General features: G+C 46.8%; 15 protein-coding genes. 2 read left to right on the top strand and 13 right to left on the bottom strand.

The window, feature by feature from the left end:
- Positions 1-185: 185 nt before the first annotated feature.
- The 4 genes from dnaJ to hrcA form a co-directional block, all read right to left on the bottom strand.
- Positions 186-1,397 (bottom strand): molecular chaperone DnaJ, encoded by a 1,212-nt coding sequence (gene dnaJ, locus HMPREF0240_RS08330; protein WP_009002999.1) that lies wholly within the window; start codon positions 1,395-1,397, stop codon positions 186-188.
- 139 nt (positions 1,398-1,536) lie between these two features.
- The gene (gene dnaK / locus HMPREF0240_RS08325) at positions 1,537-3,414 is read right to left on the bottom strand and encodes a molecular chaperone DnaK (protein ID WP_009002998.1); all 1,878 of its coding nucleotides are present in this window, start codon (positions 3,412-3,414) and stop codon (positions 1,537-1,539) included.
- A gap of 40 nt (positions 3,415-3,454) precedes the next feature.
- Positions 3,455-4,135, bottom strand: coding sequence for a nucleotide exchange factor GrpE (grpE, locus tag HMPREF0240_RS08320; RefSeq protein ID WP_035312733.1), 681 nt, complete (start codon positions 4,133-4,135; stop codon positions 3,455-3,457).
- A gap of 27 nt (positions 4,136-4,162) precedes the next feature.
- On the bottom strand, positions 4,163-5,212 hold the full coding sequence (gene hrcA / locus HMPREF0240_RS08315) for a heat-inducible transcriptional repressor HrcA (protein ID WP_009002996.1): 1,050 nt from the start codon (positions 5,210-5,212) through the stop codon (positions 4,163-4,165).
- Positions 5,213-5,579: 367 nt separating this feature from the next.
- On the opposite strand from hrcA, the gene HMPREF0240_RS08310 reads away from it, so the two are divergent.
- Entirely contained in the window at positions 5,580-6,125 is a 546-nt protein-coding gene (locus tag HMPREF0240_RS08310; RefSeq protein ID WP_035312659.1) for a chromate transporter, read from the top strand.
- Positions 6,122-6,676 carry a chromate transporter gene (locus HMPREF0240_RS08305; RefSeq protein WP_009002994.1) on the top strand — a complete coding sequence of 185 codons (555 nt, stop codon included), beginning with the start codon at positions 6,122-6,124 and terminating at the stop codon, positions 6,674-6,676. The genes HMPREF0240_RS08310 and HMPREF0240_RS08305 overlap by 4 nt, the downstream gene beginning before the upstream one ends.
- Before the next feature lie 456 nt (positions 6,677-7,132).
- Here the strand turns inward: HMPREF0240_RS08305 and hemW are convergent, their stop codons facing one another.
- The 9 genes from hemW to HMPREF0240_RS08260 form a co-directional block, all read right to left on the bottom strand.
- Positions 7,133-8,320 (bottom strand): radical SAM family heme chaperone HemW, encoded by a 1,188-nt coding sequence (gene hemW, locus HMPREF0240_RS08300; RefSeq protein ID WP_009002993.1) that lies wholly within the window; start codon positions 8,318-8,320, stop codon positions 7,133-7,135.
- A gap of 1 nt (position 8,321) precedes the next feature.
- Complete coding sequence (lepA, locus tag HMPREF0240_RS08295) at positions 8,322-10,136, bottom strand: translation elongation factor 4 (protein ID WP_009002992.1); 1,815 nt, start codon at positions 10,134-10,136, stop codon at positions 8,322-8,324.
- Positions 10,137-10,157: 21 nt separating this feature from the next.
- The gene (gene holA, locus HMPREF0240_RS08290; protein ID WP_009002991.1) at positions 10,158-11,147 is read right to left on the bottom strand and encodes a DNA polymerase III subunit delta; all 990 of its coding nucleotides are present in this window, start codon (positions 11,145-11,147) and stop codon (positions 10,158-10,160) included.
- A 103-nt stretch (positions 11,148-11,250) separates the two neighbouring features.
- Positions 11,251-13,515 carry a DNA internalization-related competence protein ComEC/Rec2 gene (locus HMPREF0240_RS08285; protein ID WP_035312658.1) on the bottom strand — a complete coding sequence of 755 codons (2,265 nt, stop codon included), beginning with the start codon at positions 13,513-13,515 and terminating at the stop codon, positions 11,251-11,253.
- The gene (locus tag HMPREF0240_RS08280) at positions 13,512-14,444 is read right to left on the bottom strand and encodes a GerMN domain-containing protein (RefSeq protein ID WP_035312657.1); all 933 of its coding nucleotides are present in this window, start codon (positions 14,442-14,444) and stop codon (positions 13,512-13,514) included. Before HMPREF0240_RS08280 ends, HMPREF0240_RS08285 begins: the two co-directional genes overlap by 4 nt.
- Positions 14,445-14,460: 16 nt before the next feature.
- Positions 14,461-15,933 (bottom strand): ATP-binding protein, encoded by a 1,473-nt coding sequence (locus tag HMPREF0240_RS08275; RefSeq protein WP_083806144.1) that lies wholly within the window; start codon positions 15,931-15,933, stop codon positions 14,461-14,463.
- A complete protein-coding gene (locus tag HMPREF0240_RS08270; RefSeq protein WP_035312729.1) occupies positions 15,890-16,579 on the bottom strand; it encodes a response regulator transcription factor in 690 nt (229 codons plus the stop codon). Before HMPREF0240_RS08270 ends, HMPREF0240_RS08275 begins: the two co-directional genes overlap by 44 nt.
- Before the next feature lie 235 nt (positions 16,580-16,814).
- Positions 16,815-17,423: a helix-hairpin-helix domain-containing protein gene (locus HMPREF0240_RS08265; RefSeq protein ID WP_035312656.1), complete on the bottom strand. Its 609-nt coding sequence runs from the start codon at positions 17,421-17,423 to the stop codon at positions 16,815-16,817.
- Between the two features lie 126 nt (positions 17,424-17,549).
- Entirely contained in the window at positions 17,550-17,981 is a 432-nt protein-coding gene (locus tag HMPREF0240_RS08260; RefSeq protein WP_009002985.1) for a DMT family transporter, read from the bottom strand.
- Positions 17,982-18,014 lie beyond the last annotated feature (33 nt).

Genomic DNA, 18,014 nt, shown 5'->3' with positions numbered 1-18,014 from the left:
ATCACAAAAATTCCTGGCCCCAGCGCGAGAAGCCATCAGGGCTTCTCGTGATGTGGCCAGGTTGCCCTGGTTTTTCTTCTCTTTTACTTCTACTCCAGCTTGCAGTCAAAACCAGCTTCCAGCCGCCCCTATATCCGTCTGCCCGAAGGCCGGCCATTCCGCGGTTTCGCAAAGCGCCCCCCTCTTCATTCCTCAAATACGTCTTTTACTTTCTCCCTAAACCCTTTTTTCTTCCCTTTTGCAGGTTTACTATTCTCAGTTTTACTTTCCCTATGAGGCTCCATATTCTGATTCAGAGAGTTCCCTGATAATCTGTCGAATTCACGAAGGGCTTCTTTTGCCTCAGGACTCAGTTTTTCCGGAGTCTGGATCACCAGTGTTACATAATGGTCCCCCCGCACCTGAGAATTTCTAAGGGAAGGAACACCTTTTCCTTTTAAGCGCACTTTCGTATCTGTCTTTGTACCTGCCTTAACAGTATACACAACATCGCCATCTACGGTAGGAATTCTTACATCTCCGCCCAGCGCTGCCTGTGCAAATGTGATCGGTACGGTTGAGAAGATGTGCATATCCTGTCTCTGGAAGATCGGATGTCTGGAAACATTTACCTCTACCAGCAGGTCACCTCTCGGGCCGCCGCCCTGACCCGGCTCACCCTTTTCACGTATGCGCACGCTCTGACCGTTATCTATACCTGCCGGAACAATAACCTTAATGCGTTTCTTGCTGGATGTATACCCTGTTCCGGAACAGGACGGACATTTTTCTTTGATTACTTTTCCTGAACCGCCGCAGTTCGGACATGTCTGGACATTCTGTACCGTGCCGAAGAACGACTGGGATGTATAAACAACCTGGCCTTTTCCACCGCACTTAGAACAGGTCTCAGGAGATGTGCCTGGTTTTGCTCCGGTTCCGTTACATGCTGTACATGGATCCTTTAACGCAACATCCAGTTCCTTTTCACAACCAAAGACCGCCTCCTCAAATGTGATTCTTATACTTTTCCGTATATTGGCACCCTTCATCGGCCCATTGCTCGCCCTGCCGCCTCTGCGGCCGCCCCCGCCGAACAAATCTCCAAATATATCTCCAAATATATCACTGAAATCAGCGCCATTAAAGTCAAATCCGCCGAAGCCGCCTGCTCCGCCGGCCCCACCTTCAAATGCTGCGTGTCCAAACTGGTCATACTGGCGGCGTTTCTCAGGGTCACTAAGCACTGCATACGCTTCCGATGCCTCTTTAAACTTTTTTTCAGCCTCGGCATCCCCGGGATTCATATCCGGATGGTACTTTTTGGCCAGTACGCGGTATGCCTTTTTGATTGCTGCGTCATCTGCATCCTTGCCTATGCCAAGCACCTCGTAATAATCTCTTTTTGACTCTGCCATAACACTCTACCCTTTCATCTGTCTGCTTATTTCTGTCACCAAAAGACTCGTCGCAGCCTTTTTTCATAGACAGTTTGTAACAAAGAAATTCTACGAGGCCGCATTTTGCGGCTTCGTAGAACCCTTCTGCCGACGGATCTTATACTTCTTTATAATCTCCATCCACTACATCATCTCCCTGGAAGCCTTCCGGTGCCGGGCCTGCTTCTGGTGCCGGGCCATCTGAATAGCCTGCTTCTCCACCTGCGCCTGCTCCTGCCTGCTCATACATCTTAGTAAATAACTTCTGAGCGCTTTCCATCAGCTTATCCTTGGCTGCTTTGATTTCAGCAACCTGAGCGTCTGTAGTTTCTTCCGGAGTAGATTTTGCAAGGATATCTTTTAATGCCTGGCAGTCAGCCTCTACAGCTGCTTTGTCTGTAGCATCCAGCTTGTCGCCGACTTCCTTAATTGCTTTTTCAGTCTGGAATACCATACTGTCGGCTTCGTTTCTGGTATCAATTGCCTCTTTACGTTTCTTATCCTGGCTCTCAAAGTCAGCTGCTTCTTTTACTGCCTTCTGAATGTCATCGTCTGACATGTTGGAGCCTGCAGTAATTGTGATGTGCTGCTCTTTGCCTGTTCCAAGGTCTTTTGCTGATACATTAACGATACCGTTTGCATCGATATCAAATGTTACTTCGATCTGCGGGATTCCACGTGGAGCCGGCGGAATTCCATCCAGTCTGAACTGTCCGAGGGACTTATTGTCTCTTGCGAACTGTCTCTCTCCCTGTACAACATTGATATCAACTGCAGTCTGATTATCTGCTGCTGTGGAGAATACCTGGCTCTTCTTTGTAGGTATTGTTGTATTTCTTTCAATCAGTCTTGTTGCAACGCCCCCCATTGTCTCAATAGAAAGTGACAGCGGTGTAACGTCCAGCAGAAGGATGTCGCCTGCGCCTGCATCTCCTGCCAGCTTACCGCCCTGTACAGATGCACCGAGTGCAACACACTCATCCGGGTTCAGGGATTTGCTTGGCTCTTTGCCTGTCAGACGTTTAACTTCTTCCTGAACTGCAGGAATACGTGTGGAACCACCAACCAGCAGTACCTGGCCCAGTTCGGATGCTGAAATACCTGCATCTGAAAGTGCACGTCTTACCGGTTCTGCAGTCTTCTCAACAAGGTCATGTGTCAGTTCATCAAACTTAGCTCTTGTCAGGTTCATATCGAAATGCTTCGGTCCTTCAGATGTAGCTGTGATGAACGGAAGGTTGATGTTGGTTGTTGTTGCGGAAGAAAGTTCTTTTTTCGCTTTCTCAGCAGCTTCTTTCAGTCTCTGAAGCGCCATCTTGTCTCCTGATAAGTCTACGCCCTCTTTTGATTTGAAGTCAGCCAGCATATAATCTGTAATCTTCTGGTCAAAATCATCTCCGCCGAGTCTGTTATTTCCTGCTGTAGATAATACTTCGATAACGCCGTCGCCGATTTCAATGATAGATACATCAAATGTACCACCGCCAAGGTCATATACCATGATCTTCTGCTCTTTTTCATTGTCCAGCCCGTATGCAAGAGCTGCTGCTGTAGGCTCGTTGATGATACGCTTTACATCCAGTCCTGCAATTTTACCTGCATCTTTTGTTGCCTGACGCTGTGCATCATTGAAGTAAGCCGGTACTGTAATAACTGCTTCTGTTACCTTTTCTCCAAGATATCCTTCTGCGTCTGCCTTCATCTTCTGAAGGATCATTGCTGAAATCTCCTGCGGAGAGTATTTTTTATCATCGATTGATACTTTGTAGTCTGTTCCCATCTCTCTCTTGATAGAAGAGATTGTTTTGTCTGCATTTGTTACTGCCTGACGTTTTGCAGGTTCACCTACAAGACGCTCTCCAGTCTTTGTAAATGCTACTACAGATGGAGTTGTTCTTGCGCCCTCTGTATTTGCAATGACAGTTGGCTGTCCACCTTCCATAACAGCTACACAGCTGTTTGTTGTACCTAAGTCAATACCAATTATTTTGCCCATAATCATTTCCTCCTGAAATATTTTGATTTTGAATGAGAAATTAGTTTGCTACTTTCACCATACTATGTCTTACTACACTTTCACGGTATGTGTAGCCTTTCTGAAACTCCTCGGCTACGATATTCTCGCCAAACTCTTCATCCTCCACATGCATAACCGCATTATGGAAATCCGGGTTAAACTCATTTCCAACCGCCTCAATCGGCTTTACGCCAATCTCTTCCAGCGTAGTCATCAGCTGTTTATAAATCTTTTCCATTCCCTGTGCAAAAGGATTGGACTGTTCTTCCTCTGGCACAGCTGCCAGGCCGCGTTCAAAATTATCAACGACCGGAAGAATCTTTTCTATGATATCTTTCGCACCTATTTCGTACATCTGGGATTTTTCCTTTTCAGTACGTTTGCGGAAGTTATCAAACTCTGCCATTTGACGGGTAAGCCTGTCAGTCAGTTCATCAATCTTCTCGTCTTTTTTGTCTTTTTTATTCTTTCTGCCGAACCGCTTCTTTTCTTTGCCGGACTTGCTGTCATCATCTCCGGACTCTTCGGCATCTTCAGCGCTCACATCTTCTTCGCACTCTGTTTCTTCCTGTGCGTCTTCACACGCTTCCGGCTCAGCTTCGGACTCAGGCTGGTTTTCATCCTGCTCTTTTTCTGCTTCCATTACAGCTTTTGCCTTTGCTTCTTCTACGGCTTCTTTCACCATATCTTCTTTGCTCATCTTTTCTTCCACCAGCTATTCACCTTCCTATTCTTTTGGGTCTTTGTAATAAATTGCATCCAACTCATTCTGCAGAGTCTTCAACGTCTTCATGACATGTTCATAATCCATACGCTTTGGACCTATGATACCTATGGTACCCTTCATGCCCTCGCCCAATTCGTAGGTAGCTGTCACAACACTGCAGTCTTTCATGGTCTTCACCGGCGCTTCATCTCCGATGTATACCTGAATTCCATGATTATCTTCACTGGCCAGCGTCTCGGTTACGAGGTCGGCCAGTTGCTGCTTTTCTTCAAATGCACTGATAATCTCCTGTGCACTCTGCTTGTCGCTTAATTCCGGATACTTAAAAATATTCGTGGCGCCGCTTGTATAAATCTCCATATCGTCGTCCACATGTATAATCTCTGCCACTGCATCCAGGACATCACTAATCACCTTGCTGTGAATTCCCGCCTGCTCCTTCAGCCTTGCAATCAGGCCAAGATTAATCTCTTCAATGGACATTCCATTCAGAGTAGTATTCAGCAGCATATTCAGCTTCAGCAGATTCTCATTACTTAAAGTCTCACCCACATCAATAATTTTATTCTTGATGACATTGCCGCCCATCACGATCACTGCAACAATCTGTTCTTCATCCACCTGTGACAGCTGTATAAACTTCAATGTGTTCCTGCTGTTGACCGGTGCTGAAACCATAGTCGCATAGTTCGTATTGGCTGCAAGAACCCTGGCTGCCTGCTGCAGTACCTTGTCAACCTTGTCTGTCTTCTCCAGCATGGTATTCCTCAGTTCCGTGATCTCCTGCTCTTTCTCTTCCATCAGCATATCGACATACAGCCGGTAACCTCTGTCGGAAGGAATACGCCCTGCAGATGTATGGGGCTGGAATATGTATCCCAGATCCTCCAGGTCTGCCATCTCATTGCGGATAGTAGCTGAACTCAGATTCAATTCTGTATATTTTGAAAGGGTCCTGGAACCTACCGGTTCTCCTGTCTCCAGATAATTCCGGATGATTGCCTTTAATATGACAAGCTTTCTGTCAGTCAATTCTGTATCTACTGCCATATCAGGATCCTCCTTACTGAATCAGCTTTTTTGTTTATTAGCACTCTTTAGTTTTGAGTGCTAACACCTTACGTATATTAAGATAGCACCCTGGTTTATTTTTGTCAACAGTGTTTATATATTTTTTATACTTTATATACAAAAGAATGAATTCTTGGGGGCAGGGGAAGAGGGGGGGCGCTCTATGGCAGGATTGACGGAAGGTGAGGCTGGGTGTTTTTTTAACTTTATTTGAACTTTACATAGGTTTGATTGTATCTTTTCAAAAAAAGTCGTAGAATGTATTAATAATGGTATTTTATTAATAGGAAGAAATGGACTTCGGGATTCAGACTGTTCGGGGCCTTTGATTTTTGCAGGAGGTTTTATGAAGAAATTGTGGGAATTATATTCGACTTTTTTTCGTGTTGGCGTGCTTACTTTTGGGGGCGGTATGGCTATGCTGCCAATGCTGAAACGGGAGGTTGTTGTTAAGAAGAAATGGGCTACGGATGAGGAGCTCCTGGATATTTATGCGATCGGGCAGTGTACTCCCGGTATTATTGCTGTTAATACCTCTACTTATATTGGGTATCAGCAGGCCGGGGTTTGGGGGGCTGTTTTTGGTACTTTGGGAATGGTGAGTCCTTCGGTTATCATTATCTGTCTGATTGCCAGTATTTTGACCCAGTTTATGGATAATCCGATGGTTTTGCATGCTCTGGCGGGTATTCGGATTGCTGTATGTGCACTGATGATTAATACCGTCATCTCACTGGCCAGGACCGGAATTCGTGATAAAGTGGGTCTGCTTTTATTTCTTGCCGGGTTTTTGCTTGCTACTTTCTCGCCTGTGCCTACGATTATACTGGTTATCTGTGCTGCAGGAACAGGTATCTTTGTAAATATTATGAAGGAGAAAAAACGCGCATGATCTATCTTACCTTATTTATAGAGTTTTTTAAAATAGGACTGTTTTCCATCGGCGGTGGTATGGCGACTATCCCCTTTCTTATGGAGCTTACCACCAAATATACCTGGTTTACAACGACAGAGCTTGCGAACATGATAGCCATCAGCGAAAGCACCCCGGGTCCGATCGGTATTAACATGGCAACCTATGCAGGTTTTCATGCCGGTAGTATCCCCGGAGCACTGATCGCGACCTTCGGCCTGGTATGTCCGGCCCTTATTATCATAATCCTTATAGCCAAATTCATGTCCAATTTCAGCGACAACAAGTACGTCAAATCCGCATTCTATGGAATACGCCCCATGATAGCCGCACTGATCGGTTACGCAGTATGGCAGATCGTAGTCATTACATTCGCAGATACAAACCAGGGAGTCATTACGCTAAAATATTCGGCTATCCTGTTGGGAGTCATCATATTTATACTGCTGCAGATAAAACCACTCAAAAACATACATCCCCTCATATGGATCATTGTGGGGGCGGTGGCAGGGGGTGTTTTTCGGGTTTGAGGGGGCGGTGGCAGGGGGTGTTTTTCGGGTTTGAGGGGGCGCTGTCCCCTTCCAACCCCTAAAAGTAAACCAACTCCATCCGCTGCCCCCGTCCGAATTCCCTCCCCGGTAACTTTTCTCCCGCCCTGATGCGTCCAGCCAGCGAGGAGCGTGATGTTCCGGCGGCGTACGGGAAGGCTTATGCTGATTCTGGAAGCCTCATAGCGTGCCCTAGAAGTTCTTGCCGCGAAAAAGCCGCATCTTATGGAGGATAATTGATCTCCAAATCAATTATCCAGAGCGTCTGAGCTTAGAAAGCATCGGCTTTCTAAGTGAATACGCTCGGTTCCATAAGATGCGGCTTTTTCGCGGCTAGAACTTCTTGGCTAAGCGGCCGGTTTCCAGAATCAGCATAAGCCTTCCCGTACGCCGCCGGAACATCACGCTCCTCGCTGGCGCCCCCTCCGCCGCTAAACTTCACCTCATAAATTCTATAAATACTAAATTACTTACATCGATTCCCCGCCCCGTTAGTCGAATATGATCCCCATCAACGGTCAGAAGTTCCCCCTCAGTCAGTTTTTCCAATTCTGTCCCATAAACATCAAATATACTTTGTTTATATAACTGTTCAAATCGGGAAATCGAGATTCCTTTTGTTTCCCTTAGTCCAAGAAACATGAACTCTTCTATTTCGTCTGCGGTTGACAGCTGTTCCACGTCCTCTTTTATTTCTTCCCTGCCCTGTACCTTTTTTAGATAGGAACTGATATCCTCTGTATTGTGATATCTTGAGCCTTTAACAAAAGAGGATGCCCCCAGACCGATTCCGAGATACTCTTTCCGCTCCCAGTAACCCAGGTTGTGGCGGCATTCATATCCTTTTTTTGCGTAGTTGGAGATTTCATATCTATGATAGCCGTAATGTAACAGGATCCCTGCGGTCATTTCGTATATCGCTCTTTCTGTGTCTTCATCGGGCAGAGACGGCAGTTCCGGATTCTCTGTATCTATCACATCCACTGCCCTTTGACCGTCCGGTTCCCCGTACCGTTCATAGAATGGGGTTCCTTCTTCTACGATCAGGCTGTAGGCGGATATATGCTCAGGATCCAGACGGGCGGCTCTGGTTAGTGTATTCTCCCAGCTTGCTTCTGTCTGGCCGGGTATGGCGGATATCAAATCTATATTGATATTCTCAAAACCCTTTTCTCTCGCCAAAGTATAGGTTTCCATGAACTCTTCCCATGTGTGGATTCTTCCCAGCATCTTTAATTCTTCATTGTCCGCGGACTGAAGGCCAATGCTCAGGCGGTTGATTCCGGCAGCTTTCCAGGATCTAAGTTTCTCTTCTGTTATGGTTCCGGGATTTACCTCTATAGTAATTTCTGCAGTATCAGCGAGACGGAAACTTTGATGCAGGGCGGCAAAGATTTCTGTAATCTGTTTTGCTGTTAACAGGGAGGGCGTTCCTCCTCCAATAAATACTGTCGTGACCCTGTACGGTACATAATATGTTTCTTTGTATCCCTGTATTTCCATGAGCAGTGCATCCACATATTCCTGTCTCGCGGCCTCATCGGCAGGCGCAGAGAGAAAATCGCAGTATGCACATTTTCTCACACAGAAGGGGATATGCAGATACAGCTCCAGTTCTTTCTCCATTTTATTTATCATCCAGCTTCAGCACGCTCATGAAGGCCTTCTGTGGAATCTCTACGTTGCCCACCTGGCGCATACGCTTCTTTCCTTCCTTCTGTTTTTCCAGAAGCTTTTTCTTACGGGAAATATCACCGCCGTAACATTTTGCGAGTACGTCCTTACGCATTGCCTTAACAGTCTCACGTGCTATGATCTTACTGCCTACAGCGGCCTGGATCGGGATCTCAAACAACTGACGCGGAATCTCTTCCTTCAGCTTCTCGCACATCTTCCTGCCTCTCTCGTAAGCCGTACTGCCATGCACGATGAAGGAAAGAGCATCCACTTCTTCTTTATTAATAAGGATATCCAGTTTCACAAGTTCTGACTGTACATATCCCAACATCTCGTAATCAAAGGATGCATATCCCCTGGAACGGGACTTCAATGCATCAAAGAAATCATAAATGATCTCGTTCAGCGGCAGATGATAATGCAGAACCGCACGCTTCTCCTCAATATATTCCATTCCCTGGTATTCCCCGCGGCGCTCCTGGCACAGGTCCATAATCGCACCGATAAATTCAGAGGTCACCATGATCTCGGCTTTTACGATCGGCTCTTCCATGTATTCAATCTCAGCGGGATCCGGAAGGTTTGTAGGATTTGTCAGTTCGATGACATCCCCGTTTGTCTTGTATACCTTGTAGATAACACTGGGAGCCGTGGTCACCAGATCCAGATTGTATTCTCTCTCCAAACGCTCCTGAATAATCTCCAGGTGCAGCAATCCCAGGAATCCGCAGCGGAATCCAAATCCCAGCGCAACAGAAGTCTCCGCTTCGAACTGCAGGGCGGCATCATTGAGCTGAAGCTTCTCCAGTGCGTCTCTCAGATCGGGATACTTTGCTCCGTCCGCCGGATACATACCGCAGTAAACCATGGGGTTAACCTTTTTATATCCTGGCAGCGGCTGTTCGCAGGGACACTCTGCATTGGTCACAGTGTCACCCACACGGGTGTCTTTTACATTTTTCAGGCTGGCTGTAATGTAGCCTACCATCCCCGCACTCAGTTCCTCGCACGGAATAAACTGGCCTGCTCCGAAATATCCAACCTCCACAACATCTGCCGTGGCTCCTGTAGCCATCATACGGATCGGCGTGCCTTTCTTTACGCTCCCCTCTTTTACGCGGCAGAACACAATTACTCCTTTGTAGGAATCGTAAAGAGAATCAAAGATCAGCGCCTGCAGCGGCGCCGATGCGTCTCCCACGGGTGACGGGATCTTCTCCACAATCTGCTCCAGTACATCTTCCACATTCAATCCGGTCTTTGCAGAGATCAAAGGTGCATTCTCTGCGTCAATTCCGATCACATCCTCAATTTCTTCTTTGACCCGCTCTGCGTCTGCACTGGGAAGATCAATTTTGTTGATGACCGGCATGACATCCAGGTCATGGTCCAAAGCCAGATATACATTCGCCAGCGTCTGTGCCTCCACGCCCTGTGCGGCATCTACTACAAGGATCGCTCCGTCACACGCGGCAAGGCTTCTGGACACCTCGTAATTAAAATCCACATGCCCCGGTGTGTCAATCAGGTTGAAGATATACTCCTCCCCATCCTTTGCTTTGTATACGGTACGTACCGTCTGTGCCTTAATCGTAATTCCCCGTTCTCTCTCCAGATCCATATTGTCCAGCACCTGAGACTGCATCTCACGGCTGGTCAGCAGACCCGTCATCTCAATAATCCGGTCTGCCAGCGTAGATTTTCCATGATCTATATGTGCTATAATACAAAAATTGCGTATCTTACTCTGATCTGTTCCTGACACTTTTATTCCTCCAATCTTTCTCTATCTCTTTGACACGGATGAGTATTTTACAATGAACAGCTCTACCGCCAGAACATCCGTCAGACGTCCGGTCTTTACACGCTCCTCAATATCCGCGCTGTCCTCCATAATTGCGCGCAATTCGCTGCTTTTAAATTGCTTTGCCTGATCCATGTATTTCCCTGCTGCAAAAGGATGCAGCCCCGCCTTCGATGCAATCTCTTTCCTGCCATACCCTTTCTTTAGCAGGTCCTTTACCTGATGCAGAATCCGATACTGCCTGGTCATCAGATACAAAATCCGCATGGGCGGCTCTTTCAGCGCTACCAGCTCATAGTAAAGCTCCAGCGCCCGCTCCTGCTTCTTATCCGCTACCGCATTGACCATATCGAAAATATGGTTCGAAATCTGTGTTACACATACCGCATCCACGTCTTCCGGCAGAATACCGTCCTTTTCCAGCGTATAGCAGAATAACTTTTCCAGTTCCTTCTGTATGTTTTCCATATCTGTGCCGACTTTATTCAGCAGATAAGTGACAGTAGACTCGGATATCTGCTTATTTTCTTTTCGCACCAGCCCCAGAACCCACTTCTTCAACGTCATTTCATCCTGGAAAGGCAGCTCCACAATATGCCCTTTCGCCTTCACCGCTTTGAACAGCTTGCTGCGCTTGTCCACTTCATTTTCTATAAAGATAAAAAATGTTGTGTCGGGCATTTCCTTAATATAATCGGCCAGATCTGCCCCGGCACTTTTAAAAAAACCGGTATTTTCAAATACAAGCAGACGGCGCTCAGCAAAGAACGGCAGAGTTTCAGCCAGATCAATGACCTCCCTGACATCTACGCCCTTCCCTTCATAATAAGCGTAATTCATCGTGTCCCCGTCCGGGAGCATTGCTTTCGTAAAGCGGTCCTTATACTGCCTCTTCAGATAATTCTCTTCCCCGTATAGAAGATATATCTGTTTAAATTGTCCTGTTTTTAAATCTTCATTTAAACTCTTCATAACGTATCTATTATATAGGAAAGTTCTCTATTTTGCAAAATATTTCCTTGTATTCTAATTAAAATAATAAATTAGCCGCTTAACCTTCGTCTGACCGTTTCCTTCACTGATCCAGTTGAAGATATGTTTCAATTACAGCATCTTCCCCATCCGTCACCAATGTCACTGCACCACATTCCTGTGTCCCGTATATCCGGCTCCCAATATTCTCCAGTTTTTTCACTGTCTCTTCATGAGGATGCCCATACCGGTTATCAATCCCCGATGATATCCATGCAGTCCGGGGCAGCGTCTGTCTGAGAAACGCGTCAGAGCTGGAATTTTTAGATCCGTGATGTGCCACCTTCAGCACATCATACTGCCGCAGCCCATTTTTTTCCAAAAGTCTCTCGCCATCCCCCTCCACGTCCCCGGTGAACAACATATCGAGTTCTCCAAATTCTGCCTCCAGTACCATAGATGCAGCATTTCCGGCCTCTCCTTTGTACGCGGCCGCCGGAGCCTTGCAGGTCAATTTGAAATCGCCTTCTCTCATTGTATCGCCGGCCTCCATCACAGCGACTCTCGTACCGTTTTCCGCAGCCTTTAGGGCCAGCTTCTTCAACGATTCATCCTGCACTCTTTCCGGCGGCAGAACCAGATTCCTGATTCGGATTCCAAGACGCTGGCTGTCCAGCAGATCTTCGATTCCATTCATATGGTCCGCGTCCCCGTGTGAAATAAAAACGTAATCCAGCGTTTTAGTGCCCTGGGATTTTAAAAACGGTTCGATCCGGTATTTTCCAACGGATGAAACATCGCTGCTGCCGCCATCAATAAAATACCTGGTTCCCCGGGGGCCGTTTATGTACAAACCATCCCCCTGCCCAACATCCAGCATGGTAACCCGAAGTCTTCCGCCGTTATTATAAGATAGTCTGCAGGCTGTAAATAACATGCCGCAGAGAAATATGACCGCTGCACCTCCCAAGGTCTTTTTGTATACGGATATTATCAACCAAATGTCAGAACCAGTACCCCCATTTTCTTTTACTGCCTTCAGCCGGTATACCGTGAGGCAGAACATAAATAAGAGAGCATAATAGACCACGATCCAGCCCTTTTCCGGCTGCCCCGATACAATACGACTCATTGGCAGTTCCATGCTTAGAGTGCAGGCTTTCTCATAGAAAATCAGAAGGCCTTTGCAGACCTGAAGCAGTACCGCTCCTGCCCCGCCCAATACAAGCGCCGCCAGGGAGCCGGTAACACCAATACCCAGCACAAGAGACATCAAGGGTATCACAAGAAGATTCAAAATAATAGAATACAAAGGGAACTCAAAATAAAAGTACAGCATGACAGGCAGCAGCGTCAGATTTATTGCCAGACTGGCAAAGATGCTGCCGAACAGTTTCTTTCCCTTCTTTCCCCGTAAAAAACAGAATTCCAGACACGGATATACTGCAGTGATTCCCAGCAGCGCGCCAAAAGAAAGCAGAAAGCCTGCATCCAGCAGATACAGCGGCTGCCATGCCACAATCACGGCCGCTGCAAGCGCCAGGCTTGTGGGCATGTCGTAGTCCCTACCCGTAATGTCTGCTCCCATTCTGACAAAAAACATGACAAATGCCCTGATGCTGGATACACCGCACCCAATCATAAGCGTATAGGCCAGTAAAAAACAGATCCCTGTTCCACCGGCAATTCCAAAGGACAGACCGGTTCTGCGCAATAATTTGTACAGTCCGATCCCCAGAAAGGACATATGCAGCCCCGAAATGGCGAGTATATGTCCGATTCCGCTTTTCTGGTACAGTTCTTTCAGATCGCTGTCCAGTTCGCTTTTATCTCCCAGCAGAATTGCACTCATGCTGTTCCCGTGATATTCTCCCAGATATTTTATCAAAATCTCCTTCCAGTGTTCTCTTATTACCGCCAGATTTTCCCGTACCGGATACACTCCCTCATCCAATATTTTCATGTCCTGCGCCCATGCGAAGACATGGATTCCCTGTTTCCGGTAATAGAACTTCTGATCGAAATTCCCCGGATTCCTGGCTTCCTGAAAAGTCTCCGCGGTTCCGGTAAATTGTATGCGGTTTCCAATTGCTGTCTGATGATCTGTTTGGATATAAACAAGAATTTTAGATTCCTGAAAGATTTGATTCTTCAGATGGACAATATTGTCCTTAAGATATAACACTCTGCAGTTCGGCTTCTCTTCTCTGCGGTAGACTGTTCCTTCCAGTACGGCATCTTCCCTGCTGCCGATACTGGATTCCAGCCGGGTAGGTTTCCAATCTGATGCTATATGAAACCCGCCCGCCAGAACAGCCTGTATTCCCAGAAAAAGTACTGCCGCCGCACATAGAGGCCTTTTGATCATTCTCCCTCCGCGTTTTCTACCCAGCTCATATCCCACTGCAGCGGCTGGGTCAAATCAACAGTATCCTTATAGGAAATGTTTTTTTCACCGTTCACTGTGATCTGCACTTTACTCGCCGTCGTCCCCTCCACAAGAGAGTTAACAATGGAGTAAATCGTAATCTCCGGTTTGACATCCACTCCTCCTGTCAGAAATTCGTCATCCAGATTTACATAGCAGATCCCGTCCTTTATCGTAACTCCGAGTAGGCTGACAGCCGGATTGATTGTCGGATATCCGGCATTCTTCTTCGGACCCTTCATCAGCTTCTCTACAATTAATTTTTCTTTAGACATATTGCTGCTGTATTTTACATCCATATGCTGCTCAGTCAGCTTATCGCCTGTCTCATTCGCAAAATAAAGCGTCAGCGTTGCCGTCTGATATGAATTCAGAGAGGATCCTGTATTCTGCACAAAATCATCCTCATTCTGATAGCCCAGAATTTTTCCGTCACTGTCCCGAAGGTCCTCACCATCCACGGAAAACCACAGAACACTCACGCCGTCAATCCGGACCAGTGACTGCACTACAGCCGCCCTCACCAGTTTTTCCTCCAAAGGTGGAATGTCCCTGTACTGACCGCTGAAATCAAGATACAAAAGCTCCCCCTCCAGCTCACAGGTATTGACCTTTACCCCTTTCGGAATCGGTGCAGTATAATCAATATCCTCAGAAGGTTTCGCCAGTTCTTTCAGCATGGCTTCCGCAGCCTTAAGCGGATCTGTCTGCTTGACTTCATAGGTCACCTTCGTAAGGCCGGTCCTGTCACCGTTCAGACAATAAATGAAAGAACGGTCATCTTTTACCGTTGTCCGCTTTGAACAGGCAGCCAGCAAAAGCAGCAGGCAGAAGCAGACAGAAACCAGGCCTGCAATTTTTCTTTTCATATAATACTGCCTCCTTTTAAGCAACATAGGTCAGAGGAATCCTGACTGTGAATGTGGTTCCCTCACCTTCGCTGCTGTACACTTTGATAGATCCCCGGTGCATGATAATTGCGTTTCTTGTAATAGCAAGGCCCAGACCGGTACCTCCCATTTCGCGGGAATGTGACTTGTCCACCCGGTAAAAACGTTCAAATACATGCTGCTGATCCTGCTCCGGAATCCCAATACCCGAATCGGCCACTTTTACATAAAAATATTTGTGGTCCGCATTGAGGGACACATGAACCCATCCCTCTTCCTGGTTATATTTGATTGCATTCTCCACCAGATTTGAAAATGCCAGTGTCAGCTTCACCTCATCGATCTCCGCCGTTACCGGACGAAAACTTTCCAGAACCACTTCCACATTCTTCTTCTCTGCAATCGGCTTCAGCCTCTTCAGGATCAGCTCCATTAACTCGTTGATATTAACGGACTTGATGTTCAGGTCCTTGGCAGTCTTGTCCATCTTAACCAGAGACAAAAGGTCTGCAATAATGTCATTTTCTCTGTCGATTTCTTTTGCAATATCCCCCATGAACTCCTGATACAGCTCGATCGGAACATCATCCTGCGCCAGAAGGGAATCTGCCAGCACCTTCATAGATGTCAGCGGAGTCCTCAGTTCATGTGACACGTTGGATACAAACTCTTCCCTGGATTGATCCAGCTGCTTCAGTCTCCCAAGCATTTTGTTAAAAGCATCGGAGAGCTGCTTTGTCTCGGTAAATGTGTTCACGTGGAGCACTTCATCATCATAGCCTTCCGATACGTCTGCAATAGACTCTGTGATCCTGCGCAGAGGCTTTACGATTCGGTCCGCTATAAACAGGCTGATTCCAAGCATCAGAATCAGAACGATTCCCAGAATCGCACTGCCTTTTGTGCTCAGTATCTTCAGACTGTCTTCTATCGTATCCGTTGACACACTGGCCAGCATCACACCCGATATCTCTTCCGTCTCTCCCGTCGTAATCGGGGAGGTCACTTCTATGTACCGGTTCGCCTTGTCATAATAATTCGTACTGCTGCCTTTCATGCAGCGGATAACATCCTCGGATACGATTGTTTTTCCCTCGTCCAGGCCATACGTGTCCTTTATAACACGCAGCTCTTTATCTACAATCATTACCCGTCCATTATATATATTTGTTAACTGCGTTAAACTTGCATTGATAACCTCGGAAGAAGTATCCGACAGATAATTATAGCTGTTCAGCTGATTGCTTAGAATTGTACATTGATTCTGTATATCTGCGGTACGCAAAGATACTGCCCTCGACTCATATGCCTTTATGATGCCCCTGTATGCAGCTGCACAGGGCACAGTAGACACAACAAGAAGCAGCAGTATAATGCAGAACCGCAGGCTCTTTAGAAATTTACTGTTTATACTAAAATGAAAATCACCCCTGGAAATAATAACCAACTCCCCACTTTGTATGTACATATTTTGGCTCGCTCGGATTCTTCTCTATCTTCTCACGCAAGCGCCTGATATGCACATCCACTGTTCTTGCATCCCCCGGATAGTCGTAACCCCATATCAGATTCAGCAGATTTTCTCTGCTGTATACTTTATTCGGATTCATTGCCAGCAATTCCAGCACATCAAATTCCTTGGCTGTCAGATTGATCTCCCGCTCACCGATGAATACTCTCCGGCTCTCGCAGTCAATCCGCATAGCTCCTTTGACTATGACCGTACTGCCTGCAGGCTCTTCCCTTTTCGCTGTTCTTCTCATGATGGCCTTAATGCGGGCCTTCACTTCCAGAATGTTAAAAGGTTTTGTAATATAATCATCCGCACCGTATTCCAGGCCGAGAATCTTATCCATGTCCTCGCTTTTCGCTGTCAGCATGACCACCGGCATGTCGGAAAATTCCCGGATCTGCTGGCAGACCTGAAAGCCGTCCAATTTGGGAAGCATGACATCCAGAAGAACCAGATCATACTCGCAGTTTCTGGCATATTCCAAAGCCTCCTCGCCGTCATAGGCGCAGTCCACTTCCATGCCGTCCTGCTCCAGGCTGAAACGGATCCCCTTTACTATTAATTTTTCATCATCCACTACTAAGATCTTTTTTTCGCTCATACTCCTCTTTCCCTTAGCTACTGCCCACTGAAAATTCATCCCGCGCAGCCCGGAAGTCATAAAAACACCCCGGGCTGCGGGGACAAATATACCTCAGCTGTATCTGTTCAAAACCGTAAACAGATACGCCGCAAGCCCACAAATTCCGCCACTGGCGATGGGTTTGCTGCCGCATGTTCCATGTCTTCACACAGACTGTATCTTTCATGTACAGCCCTGTTTCGAACAGTTACCATCAGCTTATTATTCTGTCTTTTATTTTATTAAATACTCCCTCTTTGATTCCCTCAACCTGCATCAGCTCCTCCACAGTCTGAAATCCCCCGTTCGCTTCACGATAGGAAATAATGCTGTCGGCTTTGGCATCTCCGATGCCGGGCAGTGTCTTGAGTTCCTCTTTTGCAGCCGTATTAATATTTATCTTTCCCTGATTATCCGTTCCTGTTACTTCGGCCGTCTGGCCGTCTACAATCCCTTTTTCCAGTTCCTCCGCCGTCGGTATATATATGCGCTCCCCATCCGTTACTGTACTGGCCTGGTTTAAAGCTTCCCCTGCCGCTGCATCCTTCAAGCCGCCTGCCAGTGCAATCGCCTCATATACCCGCGCATCACCAGCTAATTCATATACCCCCGGAGCATTCACCGCACCGCAGACATAAACAAAAACTGTACCGGATTCCTCCTGCTGTACAGCTTCCTCTGCTGTCTCCTCTGCTTCATTCTGCTCCAGTTCCAACTCTGATAAAGAATCTGCCTTTTCTTTTCCGCACCCTGCCGCTAAAAGTACCGCAGCGCAGGCCGCACAGAAAAACCTGCAGACCTTTTTTACCCATCTGTCCTTCATAATTCCCTCACAGTCTTCAGGCTGTTTGAGAATCCCCTCGCCGGACATTAATATTGTAACGAATAATAGTTTAAATTACAATACATATTTTTACGTTTTTGTTACATCTTTATTAAGACATTATGGTCATTCCCACTGAAATATGGCAATTCCGATCAGTGCGAGGGCAAGCCCGCCGATTTTCCGCCAGTCCAGAGGAGCCTTATCGACACCAAATAACCCCATCAACTCAATCGCATATGCGACAATCAGCTGTGCAATCACAATCAGCAGGGCTGCTTTCGCCGGCCCCAGTGCAGACATACTTTTTATGACTGTCCATGTAATTCCTGCGCCGATCACTCCACCCAGCAGCATATATTTGGGTTCTACCCTGGCAATTGCGGTTATGCTGTCGCGGCCCGTAATAAACCATGCTACTGCACACACGAGAAATGCAGACAGCTGTACCCAGGCGTTGCCGACCCACATTCCCGTCGTCTTTGTCACCTGAGTATTAAAAACCCCCTGTACACTCATCAATGCACCTGATAACAGCGCAATAAAAAAACCAATCATATCCTCATACCTCCTGCAGTTTCTCTTCTGCTT

Source organism: Clostridium sp. D5 (assembly GCF_000190355.1).
In the GTDB taxonomy this organism is placed as follows: Bacteria; Bacillota; Clostridia; order Lachnospirales; family Lachnospiraceae; genus Faecalicatena; species Faecalicatena fissicatena_A.
Note: the sequence above shows the minus strand (reverse complement) of the source record. Positions and strands in the feature narration are given on the sequence as shown.